Annotated in this window: 19 protein-coding genes; 12 read left to right on the top strand and 7 right to left on the bottom strand. The window is 73.9% G+C overall.

Going from position 1 to position 25888, the window contains the following annotated elements:
• Positions 1-123 precede the first annotated feature (123 nt).
• Complete coding sequence (gene greA / locus AB0C04_RS05610; protein ID WP_350867213.1) at positions 124-621, bottom strand: transcription elongation factor GreA; 498 nt, start codon at positions 619-621, stop codon at positions 124-126.
• Positions 622-810: 189 nt separating this feature from the next.
• Entirely contained in the window at positions 811-1248 is a 438-nt protein-coding gene (locus AB0C04_RS05615; protein ID WP_357048706.1) for a DUF4307 domain-containing protein, read from the bottom strand.
• Positions 1249-1455: 207 nt separating this feature from the next.
• Here AB0C04_RS05615 and mca point away from each other — a divergent pair, with 207 nt between their 5' ends.
• The 6 genes from mca to purE all read left to right on the top strand — a co-directional run bounded on the left by mca (position 1456) and on the right by purE (position 9180).
• On the top strand, positions 1456-2337 hold the full coding sequence (gene mca, locus AB0C04_RS05620; RefSeq protein ID WP_357048709.1) for a mycothiol conjugate amidase Mca: 882 nt from the start codon (positions 1456-1458) through the stop codon (positions 2335-2337).
• A gap of 48 nt (positions 2338-2385) precedes the next feature.
• Positions 2386-2679, top strand: a complete 294-nt coding sequence (locus AB0C04_RS05625; RefSeq protein WP_357048712.1) for a hypothetical protein — start codon at positions 2386-2388, stop codon at positions 2677-2679.
• Between the two features lie 221 nt (positions 2680-2900).
• Entirely contained in the window at positions 2901-5390 is a 2490-nt protein-coding gene (locus tag AB0C04_RS05630) for a bifunctional diguanylate cyclase/phosphodiesterase (RefSeq protein ID WP_357049151.1), read from the top strand.
• A 40-nt stretch (positions 5391-5430) separates the two neighbouring features.
• A complete protein-coding gene (locus AB0C04_RS05635) occupies positions 5431-7425 on the top strand; it encodes a thioredoxin domain-containing protein (RefSeq protein WP_357048714.1) in 1995 nt (664 codons plus the stop codon).
• 37 nt (positions 7426-7462) lie between these two features.
• Entirely contained in the window at positions 7463-8635 is a 1173-nt protein-coding gene (locus AB0C04_RS05640; protein ID WP_357048717.1) for a 5-(carboxyamino)imidazole ribonucleotide synthase, read from the top strand.
• Positions 8636-8688: 53 nt separating this feature from the next.
• Positions 8689-9180 (top strand): 5-(carboxyamino)imidazole ribonucleotide mutase, encoded by a 492-nt coding sequence (purE, locus tag AB0C04_RS05645; protein ID WP_357048720.1) that lies wholly within the window; start codon positions 8689-8691, stop codon positions 9178-9180.
• Positions 9181-9596: 416 nt separating this feature from the next.
• Here the strand turns inward: purE and AB0C04_RS05650 are convergent, their stop codons facing one another.
• Positions 9597-14501, bottom strand: coding sequence for a permease (locus AB0C04_RS05650; protein WP_357048723.1), 4905 nt, complete (start codon positions 14499-14501; stop codon positions 9597-9599).
• Between the two features lie 162 nt (positions 14502-14663).
• On the bottom strand, positions 14664-16091 hold the full coding sequence (locus AB0C04_RS05655) for a UDP-glucose/GDP-mannose dehydrogenase family protein (protein WP_357048726.1): 1428 nt from the start codon (positions 16089-16091) through the stop codon (positions 14664-14666).
• Between the two features lie 248 nt (positions 16092-16339).
• Between AB0C04_RS05655 and AB0C04_RS05660 the strand changes: the two genes are divergently transcribed.
• Positions 16340-17500: an acyl-CoA dehydrogenase family protein gene (locus AB0C04_RS05660; protein ID WP_357048729.1), complete on the top strand. Its 1161-nt coding sequence runs from the start codon at positions 16340-16342 to the stop codon at positions 17498-17500.
• Positions 17501-17545: 45 nt separating this feature from the next.
• Here AB0C04_RS05660 and AB0C04_RS05665 read toward each other — a convergent pair whose 3' ends face one another.
• Positions 17546-18208 carry a hypothetical protein gene (locus tag AB0C04_RS05665; RefSeq protein WP_357048732.1) on the bottom strand — a complete coding sequence of 221 codons (663 nt, stop codon included), beginning with the start codon at positions 18206-18208 and terminating at the stop codon, positions 17546-17548.
• Between the two features lie 23 nt (positions 18209-18231).
• Here AB0C04_RS05665 and AB0C04_RS05670 point away from each other — a divergent pair, with 23 nt between their 5' ends.
• Complete coding sequence (locus AB0C04_RS05670) at positions 18232-18750, top strand: hotdog domain-containing protein (RefSeq protein WP_350867188.1); 519 nt, start codon at positions 18232-18234, stop codon at positions 18748-18750.
• A 154-nt stretch (positions 18751-18904) separates the two neighbouring features.
• Positions 18905-20893 carry an acetoacetate--CoA ligase gene (locus AB0C04_RS05675; protein ID WP_357048735.1) on the top strand — a complete coding sequence of 663 codons (1989 nt, stop codon included), beginning with the start codon at positions 18905-18907 and terminating at the stop codon, positions 20891-20893.
• Between the two features lie 30 nt (positions 20894-20923).
• Here the strand turns inward: AB0C04_RS05675 and AB0C04_RS05680 are convergent, their stop codons facing one another.
• Positions 20924-21610: a TIGR03089 family protein gene (locus tag AB0C04_RS05680; protein WP_357048738.1), complete on the bottom strand. Its 687-nt coding sequence runs from the start codon at positions 21608-21610 to the stop codon at positions 20924-20926.
• A 155-nt stretch (positions 21611-21765) separates the two neighbouring features.
• Between AB0C04_RS05680 and AB0C04_RS05685 the strand changes: the two genes are divergently transcribed.
• Together AB0C04_RS05685 and AB0C04_RS05690 are read left to right on the top strand one after the other, a co-directional pair.
• The gene (locus AB0C04_RS05685; protein WP_357048741.1) at positions 21766-22911 is read left to right on the top strand and encodes a glycosyltransferase family 1 protein; all 1146 of its coding nucleotides are present in this window, start codon (positions 21766-21768) and stop codon (positions 22909-22911) included.
• Positions 22912-22972: 61 nt separating this feature from the next.
• Positions 22973-24061, top strand: a complete 1089-nt coding sequence (locus tag AB0C04_RS05690) for a mannose-1-phosphate guanylyltransferase (protein ID WP_357048744.1) — start codon at positions 22973-22975, stop codon at positions 24059-24061.
• On the opposite strand, the gene AB0C04_RS05695 is transcribed toward AB0C04_RS05690, so the two are convergent.
• Positions 24030-24632 carry an NUDIX domain-containing protein gene (locus tag AB0C04_RS05695; RefSeq protein WP_357048747.1) on the bottom strand — a complete coding sequence of 201 codons (603 nt, stop codon included), beginning with the start codon at positions 24630-24632 and terminating at the stop codon, positions 24030-24032. The genes AB0C04_RS05690 and AB0C04_RS05695 overlap by 32 nt on opposite strands.
• Positions 24633-24671: 39 nt before the next feature.
• On the opposite strand from AB0C04_RS05695, the gene AB0C04_RS05700 reads away from it, so the two are divergent.
• A complete protein-coding gene (locus AB0C04_RS05700) occupies positions 24672-25754 on the top strand; it encodes a hypothetical protein (RefSeq protein ID WP_357048750.1) in 1083 nt (360 codons plus the stop codon).
• Positions 25755-25888 lie beyond the last annotated feature (134 nt).

The following is a 25888-nucleotide window of genomic DNA, read 5'->3' on the forward strand; positions in this document are numbered from 1 at the left end:
GTGCCCCGCGCGGGGGGGGCGCGGGGCTCCGGGGTGTTTGGGGGGGGGGGGGGGGCCCCCCGTCGGTGTCACGCCTCGCCCGAAATGCTGCGGTGGGCCGGGGCGCGGGCCCCGGCCGCCGGCTCAGCCGGAGAACGGCTCGAAGCTGACCACGGTCACCTTGATGTCGGCGCCGCTCGGCGCCGTGTAGGTGCAGGTCTGCCCGGCCCGGCCACCCAGGATGGCCTTGCCCAGCGCCGACTCGGGGCTGTAGACGGTCAGGTCGGTGGTCGACGCGATCTCGCGGGAACCGAGCAGGAACGTCTCGGTGTCGTCCTTGTCGTCGTCGAAGTAGATCGTCACGACCATGCCGGGCGAGACCGCGTCGGCCGACGGAGCCCCGCCGACCTTGGCGGTGCGCAGCAGCTCCTGCAGGTAGCGGATCCGCCCCTCGGCCTTGCCCTGCTCCTCGCGGGCGGCGTGGTAGCCACCGTTCTCCCGCAGGTCGCCCTCCTCGCGCCGAGCGTTGATCTCGGCCGCGATGACCGGCCGGTTGGCGATCAGCTCGTCCAGCTCGCCCTGGAGTCGGTCGTAAGCGTCCTGGGACAGCCAGGTGGCGGGCGCCTCGTTGCCAGTGGACACAGGCGGTCTCCTCAGTTGTGCGTGGCTGGCTGACAGGTGAACTACCAAATTACCAGTGCGGTACGACAAGAGGTGGCGTCGATCACCCCTGGTGCCATCGTCCGGCACGCTTTGTCAGGGTGTCGACCGAGTTCCGTCAGCCGATCGTCCCGCCGTCGGGACGGGCCCGATCGCTGAACCTCAGGTCGCTCAGCCGGTCGGGCGGCAGCGCAGCACCTCGCCGATGAACGCCCGCCCGGTGGTCGCCAGCAGGTGGCTGGTGGTCACGTGCCGCTCCCCCGGGGGCGCGGTGACGGTGATCTGCTCCCGGGCCACCTCCGCGCCGTCCCGGTCCCGGGCGCGCAGCAGGCACACCGTCGACCCGCCGGCCGGCACGGTCACCCGGAAGTCGAGTCGTAGCTGGTTGTCGGTGATGTCCGTGTACGTGATGACCTGTGCGTCGTAGTTCGGGTCACCGTACTGCCGGTAGAGCCGGACCGAGATCAGGCTCAGCACGGACACCAGCACGACCAGGGCCACCGTGGCCAGCAGGACGCGGCGGCGGCCACCGGGCTCCCGGCGACGGCCGTAGCGCCCCGGCGGGAAGACCGGCGCTCCCGGTGCAATTGTGGCGTGCGTCTCGCTCACCGGCGGGTATCTCCTGGCGTTGTTGTCGGTGGCATCGGCAAGAATGGCAGTGTCCATTCTTCCAGCCCGGCTCTCGGTAAAGCATGGCAGGTCGACCACGGGTGTCGACCGGCCGGCGTCCCGCGGGCCGCCGGCACGGAAGGATCACGGCAGGTCCGCCGGCTCGGCCCCGGGCCCACCGGTCGACCCAGACGAGGAGTGCCGACGTTGGCAGAGCAGTTGCGTCTCATGGCCGTTCACGCGCACCCGGACGACGAGTCCAGCAAGGGCGCCGCGACCATGGCGAAATACGTCGCCGAGGGGGTGGACGTCCTGGTCGCCACCTGCACCGGCGGTGAGCGCGGCAGCGTGCTCAACCCGAAGCTCGACCGGCCGGACGTCTGGGCCAACATCGGTGAGATCCGCCGCGCCGAGATGGACGCCGCCCGGGCGATCCTCGGCGTCGAGCAGGCCTGGCTCGGTTTCGTCGACTCCGGGCTGCCCGAGGGCGACCCGCTGCCGCCGCTGCCCGAGGGGTGCTTCGCCCTCCAGGACGTCGAGGTGGCCGCCCGCCCGCTGGTGCGGCTGATGCGCCAGTTCCGTCCGCACGTGGTCACCACGTACGACGAGGAGGGTGGCTACCCCCACCCCGACCACATCATGTGCCACAAGGTGACGATGGCCGCCTTCGAGGCCGCCGGCGACCCGGAGCGCTACCCCGAGCTGGGTGAGCCCTGGCAGCCGCTCAAGCTCTACTACGACATCGGCTTCTCCAAGGCCAAGATCATGGCGCTGCACGAGGCGATGCTCGCCGCCGGTCTCGAGTCGCCCTACGAGGAGTGGCTCAAGCGCTGGGACGAGCGGCCCGACAAGGGCCCGCGGATCACCACCCGGGTCGAGTGCGCGGAATACTTCCCGGTCCGCGACGACGCGCTGCGCGCCCACGCCACTCAGGTCGACCCGGACGGCTTCTGGTTCCACGTGCCGATGGAGCTGCAGAAGCGCGCCTGGCCGACCGAAGACTTCGAGCTGGTGCGTTCGATGGTCGACAGCCCGATGCCCGAGTCGGACCTCTTCGCCGGGGTGCGGGAGACGGCGCATGCCCGCTGAGTCAGCGCGGCGCTACGCTGGTCACCAGTCGCACATCGGAGGAACGCCATGTTGACCGCTGCCCAGGTGCTCGCGGAGAACAACTTCGGGGACACCCGCACGGGCGGCCTGGCCGGGCCGATGGGTCTCTTCCTCATCCTGGTGCTGGGCGCTGCCACCGTCCTGCTGATCCGCAACATGAACGCGCGGCTGCGCCGGCTGCCCGACCGCTTCCCCCAGCAGGGCCGACCGGTCGAGTCGGGTCGGACCGAGGCGGAAGTCGCCGATCCGACAGACGGGACCGGGGGGCCGGATTCATCCTCGGACGCTCCCATGGGCCGTCAGCAGCGCCGGAACGGGTAGTCGGCGCATGAATCACGCCCAACCCGGTCGTCGACCCCTGTTGCGACCACCGGGTTTGGCTTAGCCTTCCGCCGGGGGGACCAAAAGTCCCCGAGCCGTGCGCGGAAGGGGGTGCCGATGACTGTCACAGCAACGGCCACCCGCCGTACGCTCGATCGTCCCGTCCGCGGGGCGGGTCGGTGACCTCCGGCAGGGCCGGCGAGCAGGTCGACCGGCTCGGATTGCGTGAGACTCCACCACGGGTGCTGGTGCTCACCGCCGCGGTCACCCTGACCGCCCTCGTGGCCGCCGCGGTCGGGCTGAGCCTGCCGGACCGCCTCCCCGCCGACGACCCGATCCCCGCCCCGGCGCGCTACGGCATCGCCGTGGCCGTGCTCGCCGTGGCCCAGCTGTTCCGGCTGCGGTTCCGCGCCGCGGGCGGCATGGTGAGCATCACCTGGGGCGAGGCCGCCCTGATCATCTGCCTCTACCTGGTGCCGCCCGGCTGGCTCCCGTCCGCCACGCTGCTCGGCGCTGGGCTCGCCTGGTCGGCGCTCTCGGCGTTCGGGGAGCGGCGGCCGGCGCTGGAGGTCGTCCGGATCGCGGCGTCACTGGCCGCCGCGTCCGCGGTCGCCGTGTCGGTCACCACCGCGCTGGGGCGTCCGCTGCTCGCCGCGCCCACCCCGACGCTGGCCGCCGCCATGGTCGCCGGGTCGGTGACCTACCTGCTCGTCACGGCCTGGCTGGGCGGGGTCACCCTCGGCCTGCGGCACGGCGTGCCGATCGGGCCGGCGCTGCTCGCCGCCGTGCGCGGCAAGCAGCTGATGTTCGTCGGCAACGTCGCGGTCGGCCTGGTCGTGGTGGCGCTGCTCGAGGTCGACCCGCGTTGGCTGCTGCTGCTCCCTCCACCGCTCTGGCTGCTCCAGCAGACCTACCGGCACCGGCTCCGGGCCGATCAGGAGCGCCGGACCTGGCGGGCGTTCGCCGACGCCACCGCCGCGCTCAACCAGCTCGACGAGCGGGGGGTGGCCAGCGCGGCGGTCACCGGGGCGCTGGCCCTCTTCGACGCCGAGCTGGTCGACGTGGACGTGGCCCGCGGTGACGGCCGTTGGCGGCGCTACCGGGGCGACGCGGCCGGTGGCCTGGTCGACCGGGAGATCGCCCAGCCCGGGTCCGAGGAGCCGGACGAACACGAGCTGGTGCGCCCGCTCGCCGTCGGCGCCGTGCCGGTCGGCCGGCTGCGGGTCCGCTTCCCCCGCACCGCGCCACCCACCGGCCGGGAACGGGACGCCGTGGCCGCGTACGGTGACGCGCTCGCCGCCGCGCTGCACGACGCGGCGACCCATCGCGAGCTGCGGCTGGTCACCGCCCGCTCGTCGTACGAGGCGGTGCACGATCCGCTCACCGGGCTGGTCAACCGGGCGGCGATGCTCGGCAAGGGCGACCAGGCGCTGCGGCAGCTCGCACACGACCATCCGGTGGCCCTGCTGCTGCTCGACATCGACCAGTTCAAGGAGGTCAACGACACGCTCGGGCACGCCGCCGGTGACCAGCTGCTGCGGCTGACCGCCAACCGGCTGGGCGCGCTGGCCCGCACCGGCGACCTGCTCGGCCGCCTCGGCGGCGACGAGTTCGCGCTGCTGCTGACCTCGGTGCCGGTGGTCGCCGACCGGACGGCCCCGATGGCGTACGCGCTGCGCCAGGCCCGCGAGATCGCCGAGCGGCTCGCCACGCCGACCGAGGTCGCCGGGGTGCGGATGTCCGTCGAGGTCTCCGTCGGTGTGGTGGTCGCCGACGCCGGCACCGCCGACCTGACCGAGCTGCTGCGCCGGGCCGACATCGCGATGTACCAGGCCAAGGAGGGCGGCGGCAACGTCGCCGCGTACGACAGCACCCGGGACGCGGCCAGCACCGACCAGCTCGCGCTCCTGGCCGAGCTGCGCGAGGCGCTGAAGGTGGAGGACCAGCTCGTGCTGGCGTTGCAGCCGGCGGTCGACCTGTCGACCGGGGCGCCGACCGGGGTGGAGGCGCTGATCCGTTGGCGGCACCCGCGCCGGGGTTGGCTCAGCCCGGTCGACTTCATCCGGCCGGTGGAGAACAGCGAGCAGCTCGGCACCTTCACCCGCTATGTGCTGGACAAGGCGCTGGCGGTCGCCGCCGGTTGGGCGCGCGAGGGGCTGGAGGTGCCGATCTCGGTCAACCTCTCCGCGCGCAGTCTGCTCGACCCGCGGCTGCCCACCGAGATCGCCGAGGCGCTGCGGCGGCACCAGGTGCCCCCGCAGCGGCTGGTCCTGGAGATCACCGAGACGGTGGTGATGAGCGAGCTGGAGGTCATCGACGAGGTGCTGGCCACGCTGCGCTCGATGGGCGTGCAGCTCGCGGTGGACGACTTCGGCACCGGATTCTCGTCGTTGACGTTCCTGACCCGGATCGCGGTGGACGAGTTGAAGGTGGACCGTTCGTTCGTGATCCGGATGGTCGACTCTCCGGAGGCGGCGGCGATCGTGCGGACCACCGTCGGGCTGGCGCACGAGTTGGGGCTGCGGGTGGTGGCCGAGGGGGTGGAGACCGCCGAGCAGCGCTCTGCCCTGGCCGAGCTGGGCTGCACCGCGGCCCAGGGCTACCACTTCTTCAAGCCGATGCCGGCCGACAAGATCAGCGCGGTGCTCGGCACCCTCCTGGACGAGGCCCGCCCCAACGTCTTCCCCCTCCGCGCCGACGGCGCCTCCTGACCCCCACCCGGGCCCGGCGGCGGGTGGATAGGGTCGTTGGGTGAATCGACTCGCCGACGCCACGAGCCCCTATCTGCTCCAGCACGCGGAGAACCCGGTCGACTGGTGGCCGTGGTGCGAGGAGGCCTTCGCCGAGGCGCGCCGCCGGGACGTACCCGTGATCATCTCGGTCGGCTACGCCGCGTGCCACTGGTGCCACGTGATGGCGCACGAGTCGTTCGAGAACGAGTCGGTGGCCGCGCTGATGAACGGCGACTTCGTGTCGATCAAAGTGGACCGCGAGGAGCGGCCGGACGTCGACGCGGTCTACATGACCGCCACCCAGGCGATGACCGGCCAGGGCGGCTGGCCGATGACGGTCTTCGCCACCCCGGACGGAACCCCCTTCTTCTGCGGCACCTACTTCCCCCGCGACAACTTCCGCCAGCTGCTCCAGTCGGTGGCCACCGCCTGGCGTGACCAGCGCGAAGCCGTGCTCCGGCAGGGCGCCGCCGTGGTCGAGGCGATCGGCGGGGCCCAGGCCGTCGGCGGACCCTCCACGCCGTTGGAGGCCACGCTGCTCGACGCCGCCGCCGCGCAGCTCGCCGAGGAGTACGACGAGACGAACGGCGGCTTCGGCGGCGCGCCGAAGTTCCCGCCGCACATGAACCTGCTCTTCCTGCTCCGGCACCACCAGCGCACCGGATCGGACCGGAGCCTCGAGATCGTCCGGCACACCTGCGAGGCGATGGCCCGCGGTGGCATCTACGACCAGCTCGCCGGCGGCTTCGCCCGCTACTCCGTAGACGGGCACTGGACCGTGCCGCACTTCGAGAAGATGCTCTACGACAACGCGCTGCTGCTGCGGACGTACACCCAGCTCTGGCGGCTCACCGGCGACCCGCTCGCCGCCCGGATCGCGGCCGAGACCGCCGCGTTTCTGATCGATGACCTGGGCACCCCGGAGGGCGGCCTCGCCTCCGCCCTGGACGCGGACACCGAGGGCGTCGAGGGGTTGACCTACTCCTGGACTCCCGCCCAGCTCACCGAGGTGCTGGGCGCGGAGGAGGGCGGGTTCGCCGCCGACCTCTTCGCGGTCACCGAGACGGGATCGTTCGAACACGGCACGAGCGTGCTGCGGTTGGCCCGGGACGTCGACGACGTCGATCCGGCGGTGGCCGCCCGTTGGGAGACGGTCCGGGCCCGGCTTCGTGAGGTGCGCGACACCCGGCCACAGCCGGCCCGCGACGACAAGGTGGTGGCCTCGTGGAACGGGCTCGCGGTCACCGCGCTGGTCGAGCACACCGCGCTGACCGGCGACCCGGTGACCGCCGCCGCGGCGACCCGGATCGCCGAGGTTCTCGCCCAGCGGCACCTGGTGGACGGCCGGCTGCGCCGGGTCTCCCGGGCCGGCGTGGTCGGCGCGCCCGCCGGGGTGCTGGAGGACTACGGCTGCGTGGCCGAGGCATTCTGCGCGATGCACCAGCTCACCGGCGAGGGGCGCTGGCTGGAGCTGGCCGGCCGGTTGCTCGATGTCGCGCTGGAGAGGTTCGCCGCCCCGGACGGCGGGTTCTACGACACCGCCGACGACGCCGAGCGGCTGGTCACCCGGCCGGCCGACCCGACCGACAACGCCACGCCCGCCGGCCGGTCGGCGGTCGTCGCGGCGCTGGTGGCGTACACGGCGTTGACCGGCGAGACCCGCTACCGGGAGGCGGCGGAGGCCGCGCTGGCCACCGTGGCGCCGATCGTCGGCCGGCACGCCCGGTTCACCGGGTACTCGGCGGCCGTCGGGGAGGCGCTGCTCTCCGGGCCCTACGAGATCGCGGTGGTCACCGACCAGCCGGTGGGTGACCTGCTGATCGCGGCCGCGCACCGGCACGCCCCGCCGGGGGCGGTGATCGTGGCGGGCCGGCCCGACCAGCCCGGGGTGCCGCTGCTCGCCGACCGGCCGATGGTCGAGGGGCGGTCCACCGCGTACGCCTGCCGGGGGTTCGTCTGCGAGCGGCCGGTCACCGAGGTGGCTGACCTGGTCGGGCAGCTCGCCGGCCGGTAGCGGCGGCGCCGCCGGGCCCCGATAGGCTGGCGCCGCTATGGATTCCCGTACCGGTCTGCCAGTTGTCGGCATGGTGGGTGGTGGCCAGCTGGCCCGGATGACCCACCAGGCCTCGATCGCCCTCGGCCAGTCGCTGCGCGTCCTCGCGCTGGCCCCCGACGACGGCGCCGCGCTGGTCGCCGCCGACGTCCAGTACGGCGATCACACCGATCTCGCCGCGCTGCGCACCTTCGCCAAAGGCTGCGACGTGGTCACCTTCGACCACGAGCACGTGCCGAACGAGCACGTCCGCACGCTCGCCGCGGAGGGGGTCACGCTCTATCCGCCGGCCGACGCGCTGCGGTACGCGCAGGACAAGCGGGCGATGCGGGAGCGGCTGACCGAGCTGGGCGCCCCGGTGCCGGCCTGGCGGCCGGTCGGCACGCCGGACGACCTGGTCGCCTTCGGCACCGAGGTGGGCTGGCCGGTGGTGCTCAAGGCGGCCCGTGGCGGCTACGACGGGCGTGGCGTCTGGATGGTGACCGACGCGGCGCACGCTGCCGAGCTGGCCGGCACGCTGCTCGCCGGTGGCACCGAGCTGATCGTCGAGGAGCGGGTGCCGCTGCGCCGGGAGTTGGCCGTGCAGGTGGCCCGCTCACCGTTCGGTCAGGTTGCCGCCTACCCGGTGGTGGAGACCGTGCAGGCCGACGGCATCTGCGTCGAGGTGCTCGCACCGGCCCCGGATCTGCCGGAGGAGCTGGCGCTCGCCGCCCAGCAGCTCGCCATCGACCTGGCGACCTCGCTCGGCGTGGTGGGCCTGCTGGCGGTCGAGCTGTTCGAGGTGGCGGGGCCGGACGGCAGCCGGATCGTGGTCAACGAGCTGGCGATGCGGCCGCACAACTCGGGGCACTGGACCATCGAGGGCGCGCGTACCTCGCAGTTCGAGCAGCACCTGCGGGCGGTGCTCGACTACCCGATGGGCGACACGTCGCTCGCCGCGCCGGTGGTGGTGATGGCGAACGTGCTGGGTGGCGAGCCCGGCGGGATCTCCGTCGACGAGCGGCTGCACCACCTCTTTGCCGCGGAGCCGGGCGCGAAGGTGCACCTCTACGGCAAGCAGGTCCGCCCGGGCCGCAAGATCGGGCACGTCACGGTACTCGGCGACGACCTGGACGACGTACGGGCGCGGGCCGCGCGGGCGGCCCGCTGGCTGCGAGAGGGACACGAGTGAGCGCGAGGAGTGAGCTTGCGAGCCCCGCAGTCGGGAACGAAAGGCAGTCGAGAGTGACGGTCGTCGGGCTGATCATGGGCAGCGACTCGGACTGGCCGACCATGAAGGCCGCGGCCGAGGTCCTCGACGAGTTCGGGGTGCCCTACGAGGTCGGCGTGGTCTCCGCGCACCGCACCCCGGTCAAGATGATCGAGTACGGCCGCACCGCCGCCGACCGCGGCCTCAAGGTGGTCATCGCGGGGGCCGGCGGTGCCGCCCACCTGCCCGGCATGGTCGCCTCGGTGACGCCGCTGCCGGTGATCGGCGTGCCGGTGCCGCTGAAGCACCTGGACGGGATGGACTCGCTGCTCTCCATCGTGCAGATGCCGGCCGGTATCCCGGTCGCCACCGTGTCGATCGGCAACGCCCGCAACGCCGGTCTGCTCGCCGTCCGGATCCTCGGGGCGGCCGACACCGAGCTGCGCGCCCGGATGGTCGCCTACCAGGAGGGCCTGGAGCAGATGGTCGCCGAGAAGGACGCCAAGCTGCGCGCCACTCTCGCCTGATCCACCCGGGTTCGGGAAGGTTGCACCGCCTGCCGTCACCCACCCGTCCGTCGCGCTGAGTAACCCGCCGGCCGGGGTCGCGTCGCCAACCCCGATTCCTTTGCTCTGCTTCAGCGGCGGCAACAGGCACGGAGGGTGACAGAGGGCGATGAACTCAGTGCCGCCGGTGCCACCGGTAACCGCTGCTCACGCTCCTGTTGCCGGGAGTGAAGCAGAGCAAAGGAGCGCGACAGGCCAATGGCCTGGCCGTGCCGACGGTGACCCTCCGTCGCGGGCGCGCCCCCTACGGTGAGTAGCCGTCTGCGGGGGCCGCCAGGGCCGAGCGCCGACGAACGCCGGAAGTGCGAGCGCCGGAGGTGCGAGCCGTCGAGCGGCATGCGCTGTCGACAACGGTGGGGACCGTCAGGAGCCGGCCCTCATCTCATGCCGCGCAGCGCGGTCTGCAGGCGCTCCTGGGCGCGGCGGCGGCGCTCGTTGCTCGCGCCGAGGATCAGCAGCAGGATGCCGACCGGGATCAGCGCCAGCCACGGCCCGAAGGCGAACAGGGCGTGGATGGCGGTGGTCGCGGTGACCGTGGCCCCGACGATCACCGGCGCCTGCTGCCGGCTCGACGAGCCGAAGACGAGCACGGCGACCCCGCCGAGCAGCAGCAGCACCTGCCGTAGCGTGCTGGACTCAGTGGCCAGCACGATCGCCAGGGTCGGCACGAAGGCGGCGACCAGCGCCGGCCCGTACGCCACCCAGCTGCTCATGTCCGGCCGGTGACGCAGCTCCAGCACGCCGACCAGCAGGGCCAGCGCGGCGAACGGCAGGGTGTACGCCTCGGGCAGCGCCACGTCGGCGACCCGCATCAGGATCCACCAGGCGGTGATCTCGCAGACCACCACGGACCAGAAGAGGATCCGCCGCTCCACCGGGCGGCGGCCCGGCCGGGCCGCGGCGATGCCCAGCACGGCGCCCCAGGCGGCCAGCAGGGCGGCGATGTGCCGGGGCGAGTCGAAGGCGAGCGCCAGCGCGATCAGCGCGGCGGCGTATCCGCTCCACTCCACTGTCGCGGCCTCGCGCTGGGCCTCGGGACGGCGGAGTCGGGGCAGCGTCGCGGCGAAGACCTGCAGCGCCGCGCCGACCGCGAGCACCCCGAAGGCGGACCAGACCGCCGCCAGCCCGGCGACCAGGCCGGCGGTGAGCACGAAGAGCTGCGCCATCAGCGAGGCGAAGAGCCAACCCAGGATGCGGGCCCGCTGGGTGGTGCCGAAGAACGCCGCCACCGCGCCCACGCCGACCGCGCCGCCGAGGGTGAAGAGTGTCAACTCCCGGGTGGCCAGGCTGCCGGCAAGTCCCGCGCCTCCGGCGGCCAGACCGATGGCGAACACCAGCACCCGGGCCAGCCGCAGCGATCGGGCCGGTTCGACCAGCGGGGGCGGCGGGGTCAGCGCCAGTCCCAGCATCGAGATGGTGAAGACCGAGAGCGCGGCGAGCACGCTGGCCGGCCAGCCACTGCCCAACGCGATCGGGGTGATCAGCAGGGTGACCGCCGCGCCGGGCAGCACCACGGGCACCGCGCGGGAGCGCCGCCCGCCGCTGAAGCCGGTGGCGGCCAGCGCCGCGGTCACGGTCAGCAGTAGCGCGGTGAGCACGTGGGTCGGGTCGACCGCGCCGGGCGGTGGGGTGAGCAGCTCCGGAGGTGGGCCCTGCCAGATCCGGGCCAGCGTCTGATGCGGCTCGACCAGCGCGACCTCCAGGGCCTGCGCGATCGAGGCGAGCGCCAGGGCGGTCGGCAGCGCCGCCGCGGCCAGCGCCCCGGCAGCCGGGCTGACCCGCCAGCGGCGCCGCTCCGAGTCGTCCGGCAGCCGGCGCATCGCCCCGTTCAGCAGCACCGACCAGCGTCGCACCGGCTGGGCCGACCCGGCCGGCGGGACGGTCGCCCCGCGGACCAGCTCGGCCAGCACGCCGAGCAGGGCCGCGGCGGCCGCGTAGACGCCGACGGCGAGGCCGGTGGGGAAGGCAGCCAGCGCACTGACCGTGGCGCCGCCGGCCACCGCCACGCTGGCCCACGGCAGATACTGCGGCACCTGCCGGCGGACCGCGGCCACCGCGGCCAACCCGAGGCTGGACGCGGCGAGCGCGCCGGTCAGGACCACCTGCGCCGAGTGGCCGAACTCGGCGGCGAGCGCGGCGACCGCACCGGGGAGGGCGAGCAGCGCGGCTCCGGCCGCGGCCCCGCCGATCTGCACCAGGTGCGGCGGCATGCCTTCGGTCTCGATCTCATCCACCAGCGGTCCGGCGAGGTTGCGGGCGAGCGCGGCCACCACCACGCCGATCAGCGCGATGCTGCCCAGCGCCAGCGCGGTCGTCCACGGCCGGACCAGGCCGGCGCCGGCCGCGTGCAGGGCGACCACCCCGGCGACCGTGGCCCGGGACAGTGCGGCCCGCGGGTCGATCGCGGCCACCGCGGCCATCCCGAAGACGGTGGCGACCATGCCGCCGACCAGGACCGGTGACCACCAGGGCAACTCGAACGCGGCCGGTGCCCCGATGGTGGCGAGCACCACGGCCACGCCGGAGACGTCGTAGCGCCACGGGGGCGGCAACAGGATCCCGGCGGCGACCGCGAGCAGCGCCAGCGCGATCGGCGCCTGCCAGGTCGAGCCGCCGGTGGGCGCGGCCGGCCAGCCGGAGAGGTCACCGGCCCAGATCGGGCCGGGAGTGGCGAGCACCCCGACTCCGCCACGCAACGCGGTCCAGCCCGCGAGCAGGCCGATCAGCAGGCCACCCACGGCGAGGCCGAGGATCGGCCCGCGTCGCCACTCCTCCGGCATGGCGCGGGCCGCCACGGCCACGACCAGCACCAGCCCGGCGGCGACCGCCAGCTGCCCGCCCGGGGCGAGCACGGCGGCGATCCGCAGCAGCGTGGCGATCAGCGCGGCGGTCACCGCGGCGGCGGCGAGGTCCGAGCCGTCCAGGGTGAGGTCCGAGCGGCGGCCGGCGTCGATCGACGGGGCCAGGAAGAGCAGCACCGCGGCGACCAGCAGCAGCGCGGCGACCCAGGCGTCGGCCACGGTCGCTCCGGGGGCGCCGAAGGCGGCGGCGGTCACCACCAGCGCGCCGAGCCCGGTGCCGACCGCCAGCGGCGCCGGGATGTGCCGCTGGGAGACCTGCACGATCGCGGCGTAGCCGAGCGTCACGCAGACCGCCAGGAAGGCGGCGGCCAGCACCGGAATGGTCACCTCGCGCAGGCTCGCCGGGGTGGGCGTCGAGTCGGTGGGCACCGTCGCGGCGACGAACGCGGCCACCGCCCCGGGCAGCGCGAACGCGGCGCCACCGGCGGCCCAGGCGGAGACGAGGTCGGTCGCTGCCGGGGCGATCCGGACCCGGGGCGCCACCGCCACCAGGACCCCCGCCGTGAAGAGCACCAGCAGGACGGCCGCGGTGAGCGCTGGCCGGGCCAGCCCGGCGCCCGCGCCGAACAGGCCCACCCCGGCCGCGCCGATCGCGTGCGCCAGGGCGGCCCGGGTGGTCCGGGCGGAGAGACCGGCCACCCCGATGCCGACCGCGGCCAGCACCATCGGCCACGGCGCCACCGCCCAGCCGAGATCGAACGAGGCCGGTACGGCCAGCGCGGTCAACGCCGCCCCGGCCACCGCGAACTCGCGGCGGATGTCCGGCGGCAGGGCCAGCACCGCCGCGACGGTGAGCAGGAAAGCGCTCGCGGCGAGCTGCCAGGCGGCCGGACCCACCGCGGCAGCCAGCTCGGCGGGGTAGCGGTCGAGGTCACCCGCCCAGGCGGGCAGCGCGGCCCGTACCGGGGCGACGCCGGCGCGCAGCGCGCCCCCGGCGACCACGAGCCCGCTCACCGTCAGCGCCACCGCCGACGCGAGCTGCGGCCCGCGCCGGGCGGCCTCCGGGACGGCCCGGACGGCGAGCCCGGTGACCGCGATGACCGCGGCGATGAGCAGCAGCGCCCGCCCGGGCAACGCCACCGAGGCGATCCGGCTCAGCGCGCCGATGACGGCCAGGGTCAGGATGCCGGCGCCGACGTCGGGCAGCGGCGGGCGGCGCAGCGCCAGCGTGCCGGCCAGCGCGACGGCGGCCGCGAGCAGCAGCACCAGCCCCGCGCCGGTGGCGGTCGGCACTGTGCTCGCCCGGAGCAGGGCGGTCACCGCGTACGCCAGGGCGACCGCGACCGCGATCCCGTGCAGCAGCCAGGTCAGCTCGCGCAGCCCGGGGACCGGACGCGCGGGCTGGTCGGCCGGGGTCGGTTCCACCGGCGCGACCACCTCGCCGTCCTCCTCCGGCGCGCCCTCCGGCCGGCTGTCGGCACTCCGTTGCCGGGGCGCGGCCCCGGGGGCGGTGGCCGCCGGCGGCTCGGGAAGGTCTCGGCGGACCGGCCGCTCGATCACCACCCCGGAGCGCACCAGCCAGAGGTCGAGCAGGGCGACCACGGTCAGCGCCAGGGCCCAGCCGCCGGGCCCGGTGATCCGGTCGTACGCCAGCAGCGGCACCACCGGCTGGGCGGCGAGCACGGTGGCGAACCGGGGAGTGCGCAGCCCTGTCCAGCCGGCGTAGCCGACCGACACCGCGGCGGTGGCCGCGAAGATCACGCCGGTGAAGACCGCGCCCGAGGCGCCCCCGTTGCCGATCCGGTCCACCGCCCAGAGCGCGTACCCGGCGAGCGGCACCAGCAGCAGGCCGACCGCGGCGATCGTCTCGGCGGTGGAGGTCAGCCCGCGCCGGGCCAGCACCGGCGGGGCGAGCAGCAGCAGCACCGTCGCGACGACCAGAATGGCGAGCCGGGCCAGCGCGTCCATCGAACTGGTGGCCACCGCGGCGAAGACCACCGCGGCCACGCCGAGCAGCAGCGCGCCCAGCCCGAGCGGGATGTTCTGCACCTCCCGGGAGGACGCCTCCGGCGGGTGCTCGGGATCGTCCGCGTCCAGCCAGTTGGCGGGGGGCGGCGGGGGCGGCTCGCCCGGACCGGGCGGGTTGCCCTGCCGGGGCACCCGGGGCGGGGCGCCGGTGGCGGCGGTGGGTGGGCGGCGACCGGGCCGCTTACGCAGCACCCGGCGCGGCCGGGTGGCCTGCTTGACCCGCTCCTCGCCGGCGTGCGAGAGGATGTCGCGCTGGAAGAGCGCGGCCTGCATCTTGGCGGCGATCTGCCGCTGTTCACGGGCGATGGCGGCGTCGCGCGCCTTCATCTCCGCGATGGACCGCTCGATGTCCGCCAGATGTTCCACCCACTGAGGCTGTTCGGCGTTGCAGTGCGGGCAGCGGACGGCCGGCTTGATCTCCCGGCCGCACGAGGAGCACTGAAAGGTCGCCACGACACCCCTCCGCCCGCACTGTGGACTCCCACTGTCGCAGCATGCCCAAAGCTGGCGCGATTTTCGACAGTTGTCGGCGGGTCCGGGACAAACGAGTCCGGGGGCACACAGGAAACGGCCGGCCGCGGAGCAGTTCCGCGACCGGCCGTCGTGACGGGTGGGTCAGGGGCGGCCCATCCCCCGGTACTCCCAGCCGGCCTGCGTCCACAGTGCCGGGTCGAGGCAGTTGCGTCCGTCGACCACCTTGCGGCCGGCCACCAGCTCGCCGAGCGCGACCGGGTCGGCGTTGCGGAAGTCGGCCCACTCGGTGAGCACGCAGACCAGGTCGGCCCCGTTGGCCGCGTCGGCCATGCTGGTCTCGTAGGTCAGCTCGGGCATCGCGCGGCGGGCGTTGTCGGTGCCCTGCGGGTCGAAGACGTGCACGTCCGCGCCGGCCTTGTGCAGCAGCGCGGCGACCGAGAGCGCCGGTGCGTCGCGTACGTCGTCGGTGTTGGGCTTGAAGGTGGCGCCGAGCACGGCGACCCGGGTGCCGGAGAGGTCCGGCCCGGCCGGGCCGGAGCGGCGCCCGAGCAGCTCGGCGGCGAGTTGGAGCACCCGGGTGCGGCGGCGCTGGTTGATCAGGTCGACCTCGTGCAGGAACCGCAGCGCCTCGCCGGCGCCCAGCTCCTGGGCCCGGGCCTGGAAGGCGCGGATGTCCTTGGGCAGGCAGGCGCCACCGAAGCCGAGGCCGGCCTGGAGGAACCGGTTGCCGATCCGCGGGTCGTAGCCGATCGCCCGGGCGAGCTGGGTGACGTCGCCGCCGGCGACCTCGCAGACCTCGGCCATCGCGTTGATGAAGGAGATCTTGGTGGCCAGGAACGCGTTCGCGGCGACCTTGACCAGCTCGGCGGTGGCGAAGTCGGTGACCACCAGGGGCACCTCGCGGTCCTCGGTGGCGGCCAGGTCGAAGACGCCCTTGTGCGCGGCGTAGAGCATGCCGTTGGCCCACTCGCTCTTCACGCCGACCACGATCCGGTTGGGCCGCAGCACGTCGTCGACCGCGAAGCCCTCCTGGAGGAACTCGGGGCTCCAGGCCACCTCGACGCCGAGGTCGGCCGGGGTGTGCTTGCCGACCAGCTGCTCCACCCACTCGGCGGTGCCGACCGGCACGGTGGACTTGCCGACGATCAGCGCCTTGCGGGTCAGGTGCTGCGCCAGGCTGGTCACCGACGCCTCGACGTACGACAGGTCGGCGCCCATGCCGTCGGCGCGCTGCGGGGTACCGACGCAGATGAAGTGCACGTCACCGAACTCGGCGGTCTCGGCGATGTCGGTGCTGAACCGCAGCCGCCCGGCGGCGATGTTGCGCTTGAGCAGCTCGTCCAGCCCGGGCTCGTGGATCGGCACCTGACCGGCGTTGAGCATCGCGATCTTGTCGGCGTCGACGTCGAAGCCCAGCACGTCGTAGCCCAGTTCCGCGTAGCAGATGGCGTACGTCGCACCGAGGTAGCCGGTGCCCAGGAAGGTCACCCGCGGCCGAGCGGCGCCCGAGGGCGGCGTGACCGCCGCGATGGCGGGCACCGGCTGGCTGTTGGGGTACGGGATCGTCACGCCTGTCTTCTCCGCTCGCACTGGGCGGCGCACCGTCGCGTCGCGCTCTGCTGTGGCGCCGAACCGGGCACCGGAGGGGTGATGCTGGTCTTTCCTATGCTCGCCGGGCGACGTCGGCGCTCATCAAGCACGAGCGTACGCCGCGGTAACTTGTACCTGAACCTTGGTCGCTATCCTTCAGTCTGCGCGGTCAGCGGTCAGCGGACTGCACAGACTGCGCATGATAGCGGTGAAGGGGAGGGGCCGGCATGGCCGCAGAGGAGTCGTTCGACGTCTACCGGTTGCCCGAGGAGCACGAGGCGATCCGGGAAGCGGTCCGTGAGGTGTGTACGGCGAAGGTGGCGCCGAACGCCGCCGAGGCCGACGAGACCGGCGAGTTCCCGAAGGCGTCCTACGAGGCGCTGCGTGCGGCGGACTTCCACGCCCCGCACATCCCGGTCGAATACGGCGGCGCCGGCGCGGACGCCCTCGCCACCGCCATCGTGATCGAGGAGGTCGCGCGGGCCTGCGCCTCGTCCTCGCTGATCCCGGCGGTCAACAAGCTCGGCACCATGCCGCTGCTGCTGGCCGGCTCCGAGGAGCTCAAGCGCCGCTACCTCACGCCGGTCGCCGCGGGCGACGCGATGTTCTCCTACTGCCTCTCCGAGCCGGAGGCCGGCAGCGATGCCGCGTCCATGACCACCCGCGCGGTGCGTGACGGGGATCACTGGATACTCAACGGCGTGAAGCGGTGGATCACCAACGCCGGGGTGTCCGAGTTCTACACCGTCTTCGCCGTCACCGACCCGTCCGCCCGGTCCCGGGGTATCTCCGCGTTCGTGGTCGAGAAGTCGGACCCGGGGGTGAGCTTCGGCGCGCCGGAGAAGAAGCTCGGCATCAAGGGCTCACCGACCCGCGAGGTCTACCTGGACAACGTCCGGATCCCGGCGGACCGGATGATCGGTGCCGAGGGGACCGGCTTCGGCACCGCCATGCGCACCCTCGACCACACCCGGGTCACCATCGCCGCCCAGGCGGTCGGCATCGCCCAGGGCGCGCTCGACTACGCCAAGGGCTACGTGCGTGAGCGCAAGCAGTTCGGCAAGGCGGTCGCCGAGTTCCAGGGCGTGCAGTTCATGCTCGCCGACATGGGCATGAAGCTGGAGGCGGCCCGGCAGTTGACGTACGCGGCGGCCGGGAAGTCCGAGCGCGGCGACGCCGACCTGACCTACTTCGGCGCGGCGGCCAAGTGCTTCGCCTCCGACGCGGCGATGGAGATCACCACCGACGCGGTGCAGCTGCTCGGCGGCTACGGCTACACCCGGGACTATCCGGTCGAGCGGATGATGCGCGACGCCAAGATCACTCAGATCTACGAGGGCACGAACCAGGTGCAGCGGATCGTGATGGCCCGCCAGCTGCTCGGCTGAGCGGCTGGTCGGGGGCGGGCCGGGGATGCCGGCCCGCCCGCGGTCTCAGCGGATGCCGGTGCTGTCCTCGGGCCGGTTGGTGGAGCGGGGCGGCGCCGACCAGGGCGACTCGCCGCCGGTGCGCCGCGGGAGCGGCTCGGTCGGCGTCGACGGGTCCGGGTAGCCCAGGGTGAGCGGGGCGGTGTCCCCGTCGGTCGAGTCGGCCGGCGGCCAGTCGGTGAGCGTGAAGTCACGCGTCGGCGTGTCGGACGGCGCCGGGACGGGGGCCGCCTCGACCGCCGGGTGCGGCCAGCGACGCCAACGCTGCACGCTGAAGGTGGCCATGAGCAGCAGCAGGCCGATCAGGAAGAGCGTGCCGTTCTCCACCGGCAGCTGCAGCGGGAGCGGATCGCCGAACACCTTCCAGCCGTCCGGGATGGCCTCGCGCACCTCGAACGGTGCGGCGAACATCCCGATGTACGGGGTGACCAGCAGCAACCCGGCCGCCAGCGTGCCGGCCGGCGAGATCCGCAGCGTGCCGAGCAGGCCCAGCAGGACACCACCGACACCGAGGTAGACGGCCGGCTCGATCAGGTTGGCGGTGTTGAACGTTCCGATCTCCACCCAACGGTCGACGGTTCGGCTCGACCCGTCCTGTCCGAGCGTGACCAGCACCCACGTGACGGGTGCCACCACCAACCCGGCGAGGAAGCTCCAGAGATGACGCATTCGCGCACCGTACCGTTTTCGACATGACCGAGCACCCCTCCACCGCACCGTCGGGCAAGCCGACGTCCTACTCCCGGGTCACGTTGAGCCGGATCATGACGGCCGTGGACGTCAACCTCTACGGCACCGTGCACGGCGGTGTCCTGATGAAGTTCGTCGACGACGTGGCCGGGGCCGCCGCCGCCCGGCACAGCGGCGGCACGGCGGTGACCGCCGCGATCGACGAGATCGTCTTCTCCGAGCCGGTCCGGGTCGGCGATCTGGTGCACGCGCACGCCCAGGTGAACTGGAGCGGCCAGACCTCGATGGAGGTCGGCGTCCGGGTGGTCGCCGAGCGGTGGGACTCGGCCGAGGACGAGCCGGTGCGGGTGGCCACCGCGTATCTGGTCTTCGTCGGGGTGGACGTGAGCGGCGCGCCACGGGCGGTCCGGCCGGTGCTGCCGGAGACCCCGGAGGACGAGCGCCGTTTTCGGGAGGCGGAGATCCGGCGGGCGCACCGGCTGGCCCGCCGCCGGGCGATCCAGGCCCACCGGGCCGGCTGAGGGACCGGTGCCCCACACAGGGTGGCTGGTGGGGGTGTGGGCCGGGCACGCGTCGGCGGCGGCACCCGGTGCGCAGAATGGCGCTCTGAGGTAGGGCAAGATGGCGCCACGGCCCATTCACAGTGTCGTGTCAGGGCCAGGGGAGGGTGGAGCAGTGGGTGACGTGCTGTGGACGCCGCCGGCGGACGTACGCGAGCGGTCCCGGATCGGGAACTACCTGCGCTGGCTGCGGGAGCACCGCGGCCTGGACTTCGCCGACTACGACGCGCTGTGGCGCTGGTCGGTCACCGACCTCGAGGCGTTCTGGAGCTCGATCTGGGAGCACTTCGAGGTGGTCGCGCACACCCCGCCGACCGCGACGCTGGTCGACCGGAGCATGCCCGGGGCGCGCTGGTTCCCCGGCGCCACGCTCAACTACGCCGAGAACGTGCTGCGGCTGCCGGGCCGGGGCGACGACGACCCGGTGGTGATCGCGTACGGGCAGACCCGCCCGCCGGTCACCCTCACCGCGGCCGAGCTGCGCGAGCAGGTCCGCCGGGTGGCCGCCGGCCTGCGCCGGCTCGGCGTCACCGCCGGCGACCGGGTGGCGGCGTACGCGCCGAACATCCCGGAGACCTACGTGCTGCTGCTCGCCACCAGCAGCCTCGGCGCGATCTTCTCCTCCTGCGCGCCCGAGTTCGGCACCCGCAGCGTCACCGACCGCTGGCAGCAGATCGAGCCGAAGGTGCTGGTCGCCGTCGACGGCTACCGGTACGGCGAGAAGGCGGTGGACCGGCGGGCCGAGGTGGCCGCCATCCGGGCCGCCCTGCCGTCGCTGCGGCACACGGTCGGCATCGGCTACCTCGACCCCGCCGGCGCCCCAGTGGGGGCGATCTCCTGGGCCGAGCTGGCCGCGCCGACCGACGAGCCGCTCAGCTTCACCCCGGTCGCCTTCGACCATCCGCTCTACGTGCTCTACTCCTCGGGCACCACCGGGCTGCCCAAGCCGATCGTGCACGGGCACGGGGGCATCCTGCTGGAGCACCTGAAGATGCTCGCGCTGCACCACGACCTGGGCCCGGCCGACCGGTTCTTCTGGTTCACCACCACCGGCTGGATGATGTGGAACTTCCTGGTCTCCGGGCCGGCGGTGGGTGCGGCGATCGTGCTCTTCGACGGCAACCCGGCCCACCCGGATCTGGGCGCGCTCTGGCGACTGGCCGAGGAGAGCGGCACCACCTACTTCGGCACGTCCGCGCCGTACCTGCTGGCCTGCCGTAAGGCCGGGCTGGTGCCCGCGGAGATCGCCGACCTCGGCGCGCTGCGCGGCCTCGGCTCGACCGGCGCGCCGCTGCCCGTCGAGGGCTTCACCTGGGTGTACGAGACGGTCGGTGACCAGCTCCAGCTCCAGTCCCTCTCCGGCGGCACGGACGTCTGCACCGGCTTCGTCGGTGGGGTTCCGCTGCTGCCGGTGCACGCCGGTGAGATCACCTGTCGGGCGCTCGGCGCCAAGGTCGAGGCCCGCTCCGCCGACGGCACCCCGGTCATCGGTGAGCTGGGCGAGCTGGTGATCACCGAACCGATGCCGAGCATGCCGGTGGGCTTCTGGAACGACCCGGACGGCGTGCGCTACCGGGAGGCGTACTTCGACGTCTACCCGGGAGTCTGGCGGCACGGCGACTGGATCACGATCAACGAGCGCGGTGGCTGTGTGATCACCGGACGCTCCGACGCGACTCTCAACCGGGGCGGCGTGCGGCTGGGCACCGCCGAGTTCTACTCCGTGGTGGAGGGGATGGACGAGGTCGTCGACTCGGTCGTCGTGCACCTGGAGGACGACGAGGGCGGCGCCGGCGAGCTGCTGCTCTTCGTGGTGCTCGCCGAGGGGCTGGAGCTGGACGACGCGCTCCGCCGCAAGATCTGCCGTGAGCTGCGGACCGCGCTCTCGCCCCGGCACGTGCCCGACGAGATCCACCAGGTCCGCGCGGTGCCGCGCACCCTGTCGGCGAAGAAGCTCGAGGTCCCGGTCAAGAAGATCCTCACCGGCACCCCGGTCGACCGCGCCGCCGCCAAGGGCGCCCTGGCCAACCCCGAGTCCCTGACCGCCTTCGCCCAACTGGCCCAGCGCCGCGCCCCGCACGACCACCCCACCCCCGCCTCCTGACCGGCCCGGGGCGGGGCGGGGAGAGGGGGGTCAGGTCAGGGCGCGGGTGACCTTTTCCGTCGTCTCGCGGGCGGGAAGGCGGGACGGGTCGAGGTTGCCGCAGAGCACGAGGCTGGCGCCGACGCTGAGCGGGGCGAGCAGCCAGTCCACCGGGTCGGGGTGGCGGGCTGCGTCGACCAGGACCCGGTCCCCGGCGGTGAGGCCGAACTCCGTCGCCCGGGCGGCCGCCCGGGCCAGCAGGTCGGCGTCGCCCGAACCGGCCGCGTACGGGGTGAAGTGGTCGCCGTGGCCGCGTACCTGCACCACGAAGTCGGCGAAGCCGGACGGCACGTCGCGCAGGGGCAGGGCGAACGGGGCCAGCGCGAACGCGTACCGCTCGCCCGCCGGCCAGGCCTGCGCCTCGGTCACCCGGTCGGCGGCGGCGAAGAGCACGTCGACGGGGCCCGGCGCGTCGGTCACCGTGAGCCCGGCGGACCAGCAGCCCAGCAGCACCGCGGCGGTCTGCCAGTGCGGCGGCAGGAGCACCCCGGCGGTGTCGTCGGGCCCGAGGGCGACCTCGTCGACGAGCAGGTTGGCCGTCTTGGCCACCCAGTTCGCCAGCGTGGCGCCGGAAAGTTCCGTGCGTTCGCCGGTGGCGTCGTCGTACCAGGTGAGCAACGGTCGCGTGGGGTCGGGCGCCACCGCGTCGGCGAGCGTCCGGGCAATGTTCTCGGCCATCGGCGCGAACGATACGCGCTCGCGGGCCGTACTCGATGACGATGACAAGTCGGCGTACCGTCGGGTCGCAGTCAGCGTCCGGGGCGGGCTCCGGCGTAGGCTTATCCCCCGGAGTGTTGTTCCCCACAGATCCACCAGCATCAAGGAGTCGCCCCGTGACCGCCGGTCGCCCGCCCCGCGTGCTCATCGACGCCACGAGCGTCCCCGCCGACCGCGGCGGCGTCGGTAGATACGTTGACGGCCTGCTCGGCGCCCTCGGCAAGGTGTGCGGGTCGGGGGTGGAACTGGCCGTGGTCAGCCTCCGCACCGACCTGGAGCGCTACACCCGGATGCTGCCCGGCGCGGAGATCATCCCCGCCCCCGCGGCCGTGGCGCACCGCCCGGCCCGGCTCGCCTGGGAGCAGACCGGGCTGCCGATGCTCGCCCAGCAGGTCGGCGCGCAGGTGCTGCACTCGCCGTTCTACACCTGCCCGCTGCGGGCGGGATGTCCGGTCACGGTGACCGTGCACGACGCGACCTTCTTCACCGAGCCGGAGCACTACGACAAGTCCCGGCGCACCTTCTTCCGCAGCGCGATCAAGACGTCGCTGCGCCGCGCCGACCGGGTGATCGTGCCCAGCAAGGCCACCCGCGACGAGCTGATCCGGCTGCTGGACGCCGACCCGACCCGGATCGACGTCGCCTACCACGGGGTCGACCACGCCGCCTTCCACGCCCCGAGCGAGGAGGAGAAGGCCCGGGTGCGGGCCCGGCTGGGGCTCGGCAGCAGCAGCTACATCGCGTTCCTCGGCGCCAAGGAGCCGCGCAAGAACGTGCCCAACCTGATCCGCGGCTGGGCCCGCGCCGTCGGCGACCGACCGGACCCGCCGGCGCTGGTGGTGGCCGGCGGTCAGGGGCACGACGACGACATCGACCGCGCGGTCGCCGAGGTGCCGTCGCACCTGCGGCTGCTGCGCCCGGGCTACCTGCGCTACGCGGACCTGCCCGGTTTCCTCGGTGGCGCGCTGGTCGCCGCCTACCCGTCCTACGGGGAGGGTTTCGGCCTGCCGATCCTGGAGGCGATGGCGTGTGCCGCGCCGGTGCTCACCACGCCCCGGCTCTCGCTGCCCGAAGTGGGCGGTGACGCGGTCGCCTACACCAGCGAGAGCCCGGATCAGATCGCCACCGACCTGACCGCCCTGCTCGACGACGAGCAGCGCCGCTTGACGCTCGCCAAGGCCGGGTTCGACCGGGCCAAGGAGTTCACCTGGGAGTCCAGCGCCGAGGTGCACATCGCGGCGTGGAGTCGGGCCCGGTCCTGATGCCGCGCGTGGCCCGGGCAACCAGCCGCCCGTGCGAGCGACCGTCGGGCATGATGTGCTGATGCTCTACGCCGTCATCCCGGCGGGTGGCAGCGGCACAAGATTGTGGCCGCTGTCCCGAGCCGGGCACCCCAAATTCCTGCACCCGCTCACCGGGTCGTCCGCCTCGCTGCTCCAGGCGACCGTCGAGCGGTTGGCGTCGCTGACCACAGCGGAGCGGACGCTGGTGGTCACCGGCGCCGCGCACGTGACGGCGGTGGCGCGGCAGCTGACCGGCCTGCCGGAGGAGAACATCCTGGTCGAGCCGTCGCCGCGGGATTCCTGCGCGGCGATCGCGCTGGCCGCTGCGGTGATCGCCCTGCGTGACCCGGACGCGGTGATGGGCTCGTTCGCGGCCGACCACCTGATCGGCGACCCGCAGCGGTGGGCGGAGGTGGTCCGGGAGGCGATGCGCGGCGCCGAGAAGGGGTTGCTGATGACGGTCGGGATCACCCCGACCCGCCCGGAGACCGGCTACGGCTACCTGGAGTGCGGCAAGCTGCTCGGCGACGGCGCGCTGCGCATGGTCGCCGAGTTCAAGGAGAAGCCCGCCGCCGACGTGGCCGAGGCGTACGTGCGCTCCGGCCGGCATCTCTGGAACGCCAGCATGTTCGTCTGGCGGGTGGACGTCTTCCTCGCCGAGCTGGCTCGGCAGCAGCCGGCCCTGCACTCCGGCGTCACCGCGATCGCGGCGGCGTGGGGCACCCCGGAGCAGGACGACGTGCTGGGCGCCGTCTGGCCGACGTTGCCGAAGATCTCCGTCGACTACGCGGTCATGGAGGGCGCGGCGACCGCCGGGCGGGTGGCGACGGTGCCCGGCGACTTCGGCTGGAACGACGTCGGTGACTTTCACACCCTCGGCGACGTGCTGCCGGCCGACTCGGCGCGCAACGTGGTGCTCGGCGGCGCGAAACCGGGAGTGCTGCTGCGCGACAGCACCGGCCTGGTGGTGGTGCCGCACTCGGGGCGGCTGGTCGCCGCCATCGGGGTGCACGATCTGATCGTGGTGGACACTCCGGACGCGGTGCTGGTCTGCCCGCGTGACCGGGCCCAGGACGTCAAGGCCGTGGTCGACGAGCTCAAGGAGCGGGGCGAAGAGGGCTACGTCTGAGCGCCGCGCGGGCCGGCGCGACGAGCTGGACGGTCCCGTCGGCCAGCGGCTCGGGCAGCCGGTCCGGCGGGAACCAGCCGAGCGCGGCGGACTCGTCGCTGACCTGCTCCACCGCGCCGGCCGGGGCGACGACGGCGAACCGGACGTCGTGGTGCAGCGAACCGCCCTGGCAGCCGACCGGGTGGATGTCCACGTCGATCGGTACCGGGTCGATCCGCAGGCCGGCGATCCCGGACTCCTCGGTCGCCTCGCGCAGCGCGGCGCCGACCAGCGTCGGGTCGCCCGGCTCGCAGTGCCCGCCGAGCTGCACCCAGCGGTGCAGCTTGCCGTGCAGGCAGAGCAGCACCCAGGTGCCGGTGGCGTCGAGCACCAGCACGCTGGCGGTGACGTGCCCCGGGCGGTGCTCCCGGCTCATCGCCACCGGCCCGGCGGCGAGCAGCGCGAGCGTCCGGTCCCGGGCCACGGCGGCGGCCGGGCTGGTCGGTGTCCAGCCGGCCAGCAGCGTGGTCGCGTCCGCGTGCAGCGCCGCGTACGTGGTGGCCGGAGCGGTGGTGGGCGGGGCTTCGGGCATGCCGACACTGTACGAGCAGGTGCCGCCTACCCTTGCCGGGTGACCCTGCAACTCCTCGAGTTCGTCGTCGGCGGCAACGAGGCCAGCGATCTGCTACCGGTCCGGTCCGCGGCGCTGCTGCGCGCACACGGTGCCCGGCGCGGCTTCTGGACGGTGCTGGACGAGGGGCCGGTGGAGCGTTGCCTGGCCCTGCTGTTGGAGCGGGACGACGGAGCCTGGGTCGCCCACCACGTGCCCGCCGACGCCGGAATGGAGAACGGCCGGACCGAGGACGGCGAGGCGCTCGCCCACCACGACGGCTGGGTCTACGTCTTCGGTTCGCACTTCGGTTCCAAGGCCGGTCCGCTGCGGCCCCGACGGGCCTTCGTCGCCCGGTTCCGCGAGGACGACGCGACGACCGGCCCGCTGCCGGTGCAGGTGGTGCGGAACCGGTTCCGGGTGCACCGGGCGATCAACGACGCGCTCGCCGGCGCGGCGTTGACCCCGCTGCCGCCGGGGGAGCGGGTGCGGGCCCGGTTCATCGTGGAGACCCTGGCCCGGGGCACGGCGAGGGCGAAGAGCTGGGTCAGCCGGCTCGCCCCGGACGATCTGCCGTTGAACGTGGAGGCGGCGGCCTTCACCCCGACCGGGACGGTGCTGCTCGGGCTGCGCTTTCCGGTCACCGCGGACGGCGAGCCGATCCTGGTCGAGCTGGCCGGCGTACCGGCCATGTTCGACGCCGAGCCGGCCTGGCCGCTGGCGGTGCGGGCGTACGCGCTCAGCGGGGTGACTCCGCCCGGCGCGTTGACCGGGTTCCGGGCGATCGCCGCCGGCCCGGACGGCGGGTACGCGGCCGTGATCGGGTCCATCGACGCGCTCGGCAAGGGCTCGGTGCTGCTCGACGACCATCCCGGCGGCGGTGAGGTGACCTCCCGGCACATCCGGTTCCGGCTGCCCGCCAATCCGTCGCCGGCCCTCGCCGGCGACCCGGCCGACGTGCCGGCGGGGGACGCCCACCTGCTCGCCGGGGAGGTGGTCGCCGACCTGGCGCCGTTCCACCACGTCGAAGGGCTGGCGGAGCTGGACGGCCGATGCTTCTACGTCACCGACGAGGATCACCGGGTGGCGCTCTGGGTGGGTTGACGCGCCGGTTCGCAGGGCCGCAGCGGGTCGTCGGTCGGCGGCGCGCCCGATGGCGGTCGCCGGGCGGGCTGGCGGTGCGGCGGTGGCTGGCGGTCGGGCCGCGTCGCGTGCGCCGGGCGGGACAGCCGGGCGGC

The organism is Micromonospora sp. NPDC048909 (assembly GCF_040649635.1).
In the GTDB taxonomy this organism is placed as follows: Bacteria; Actinomycetota; Actinomycetes; order Mycobacteriales; family Micromonosporaceae; genus Micromonospora.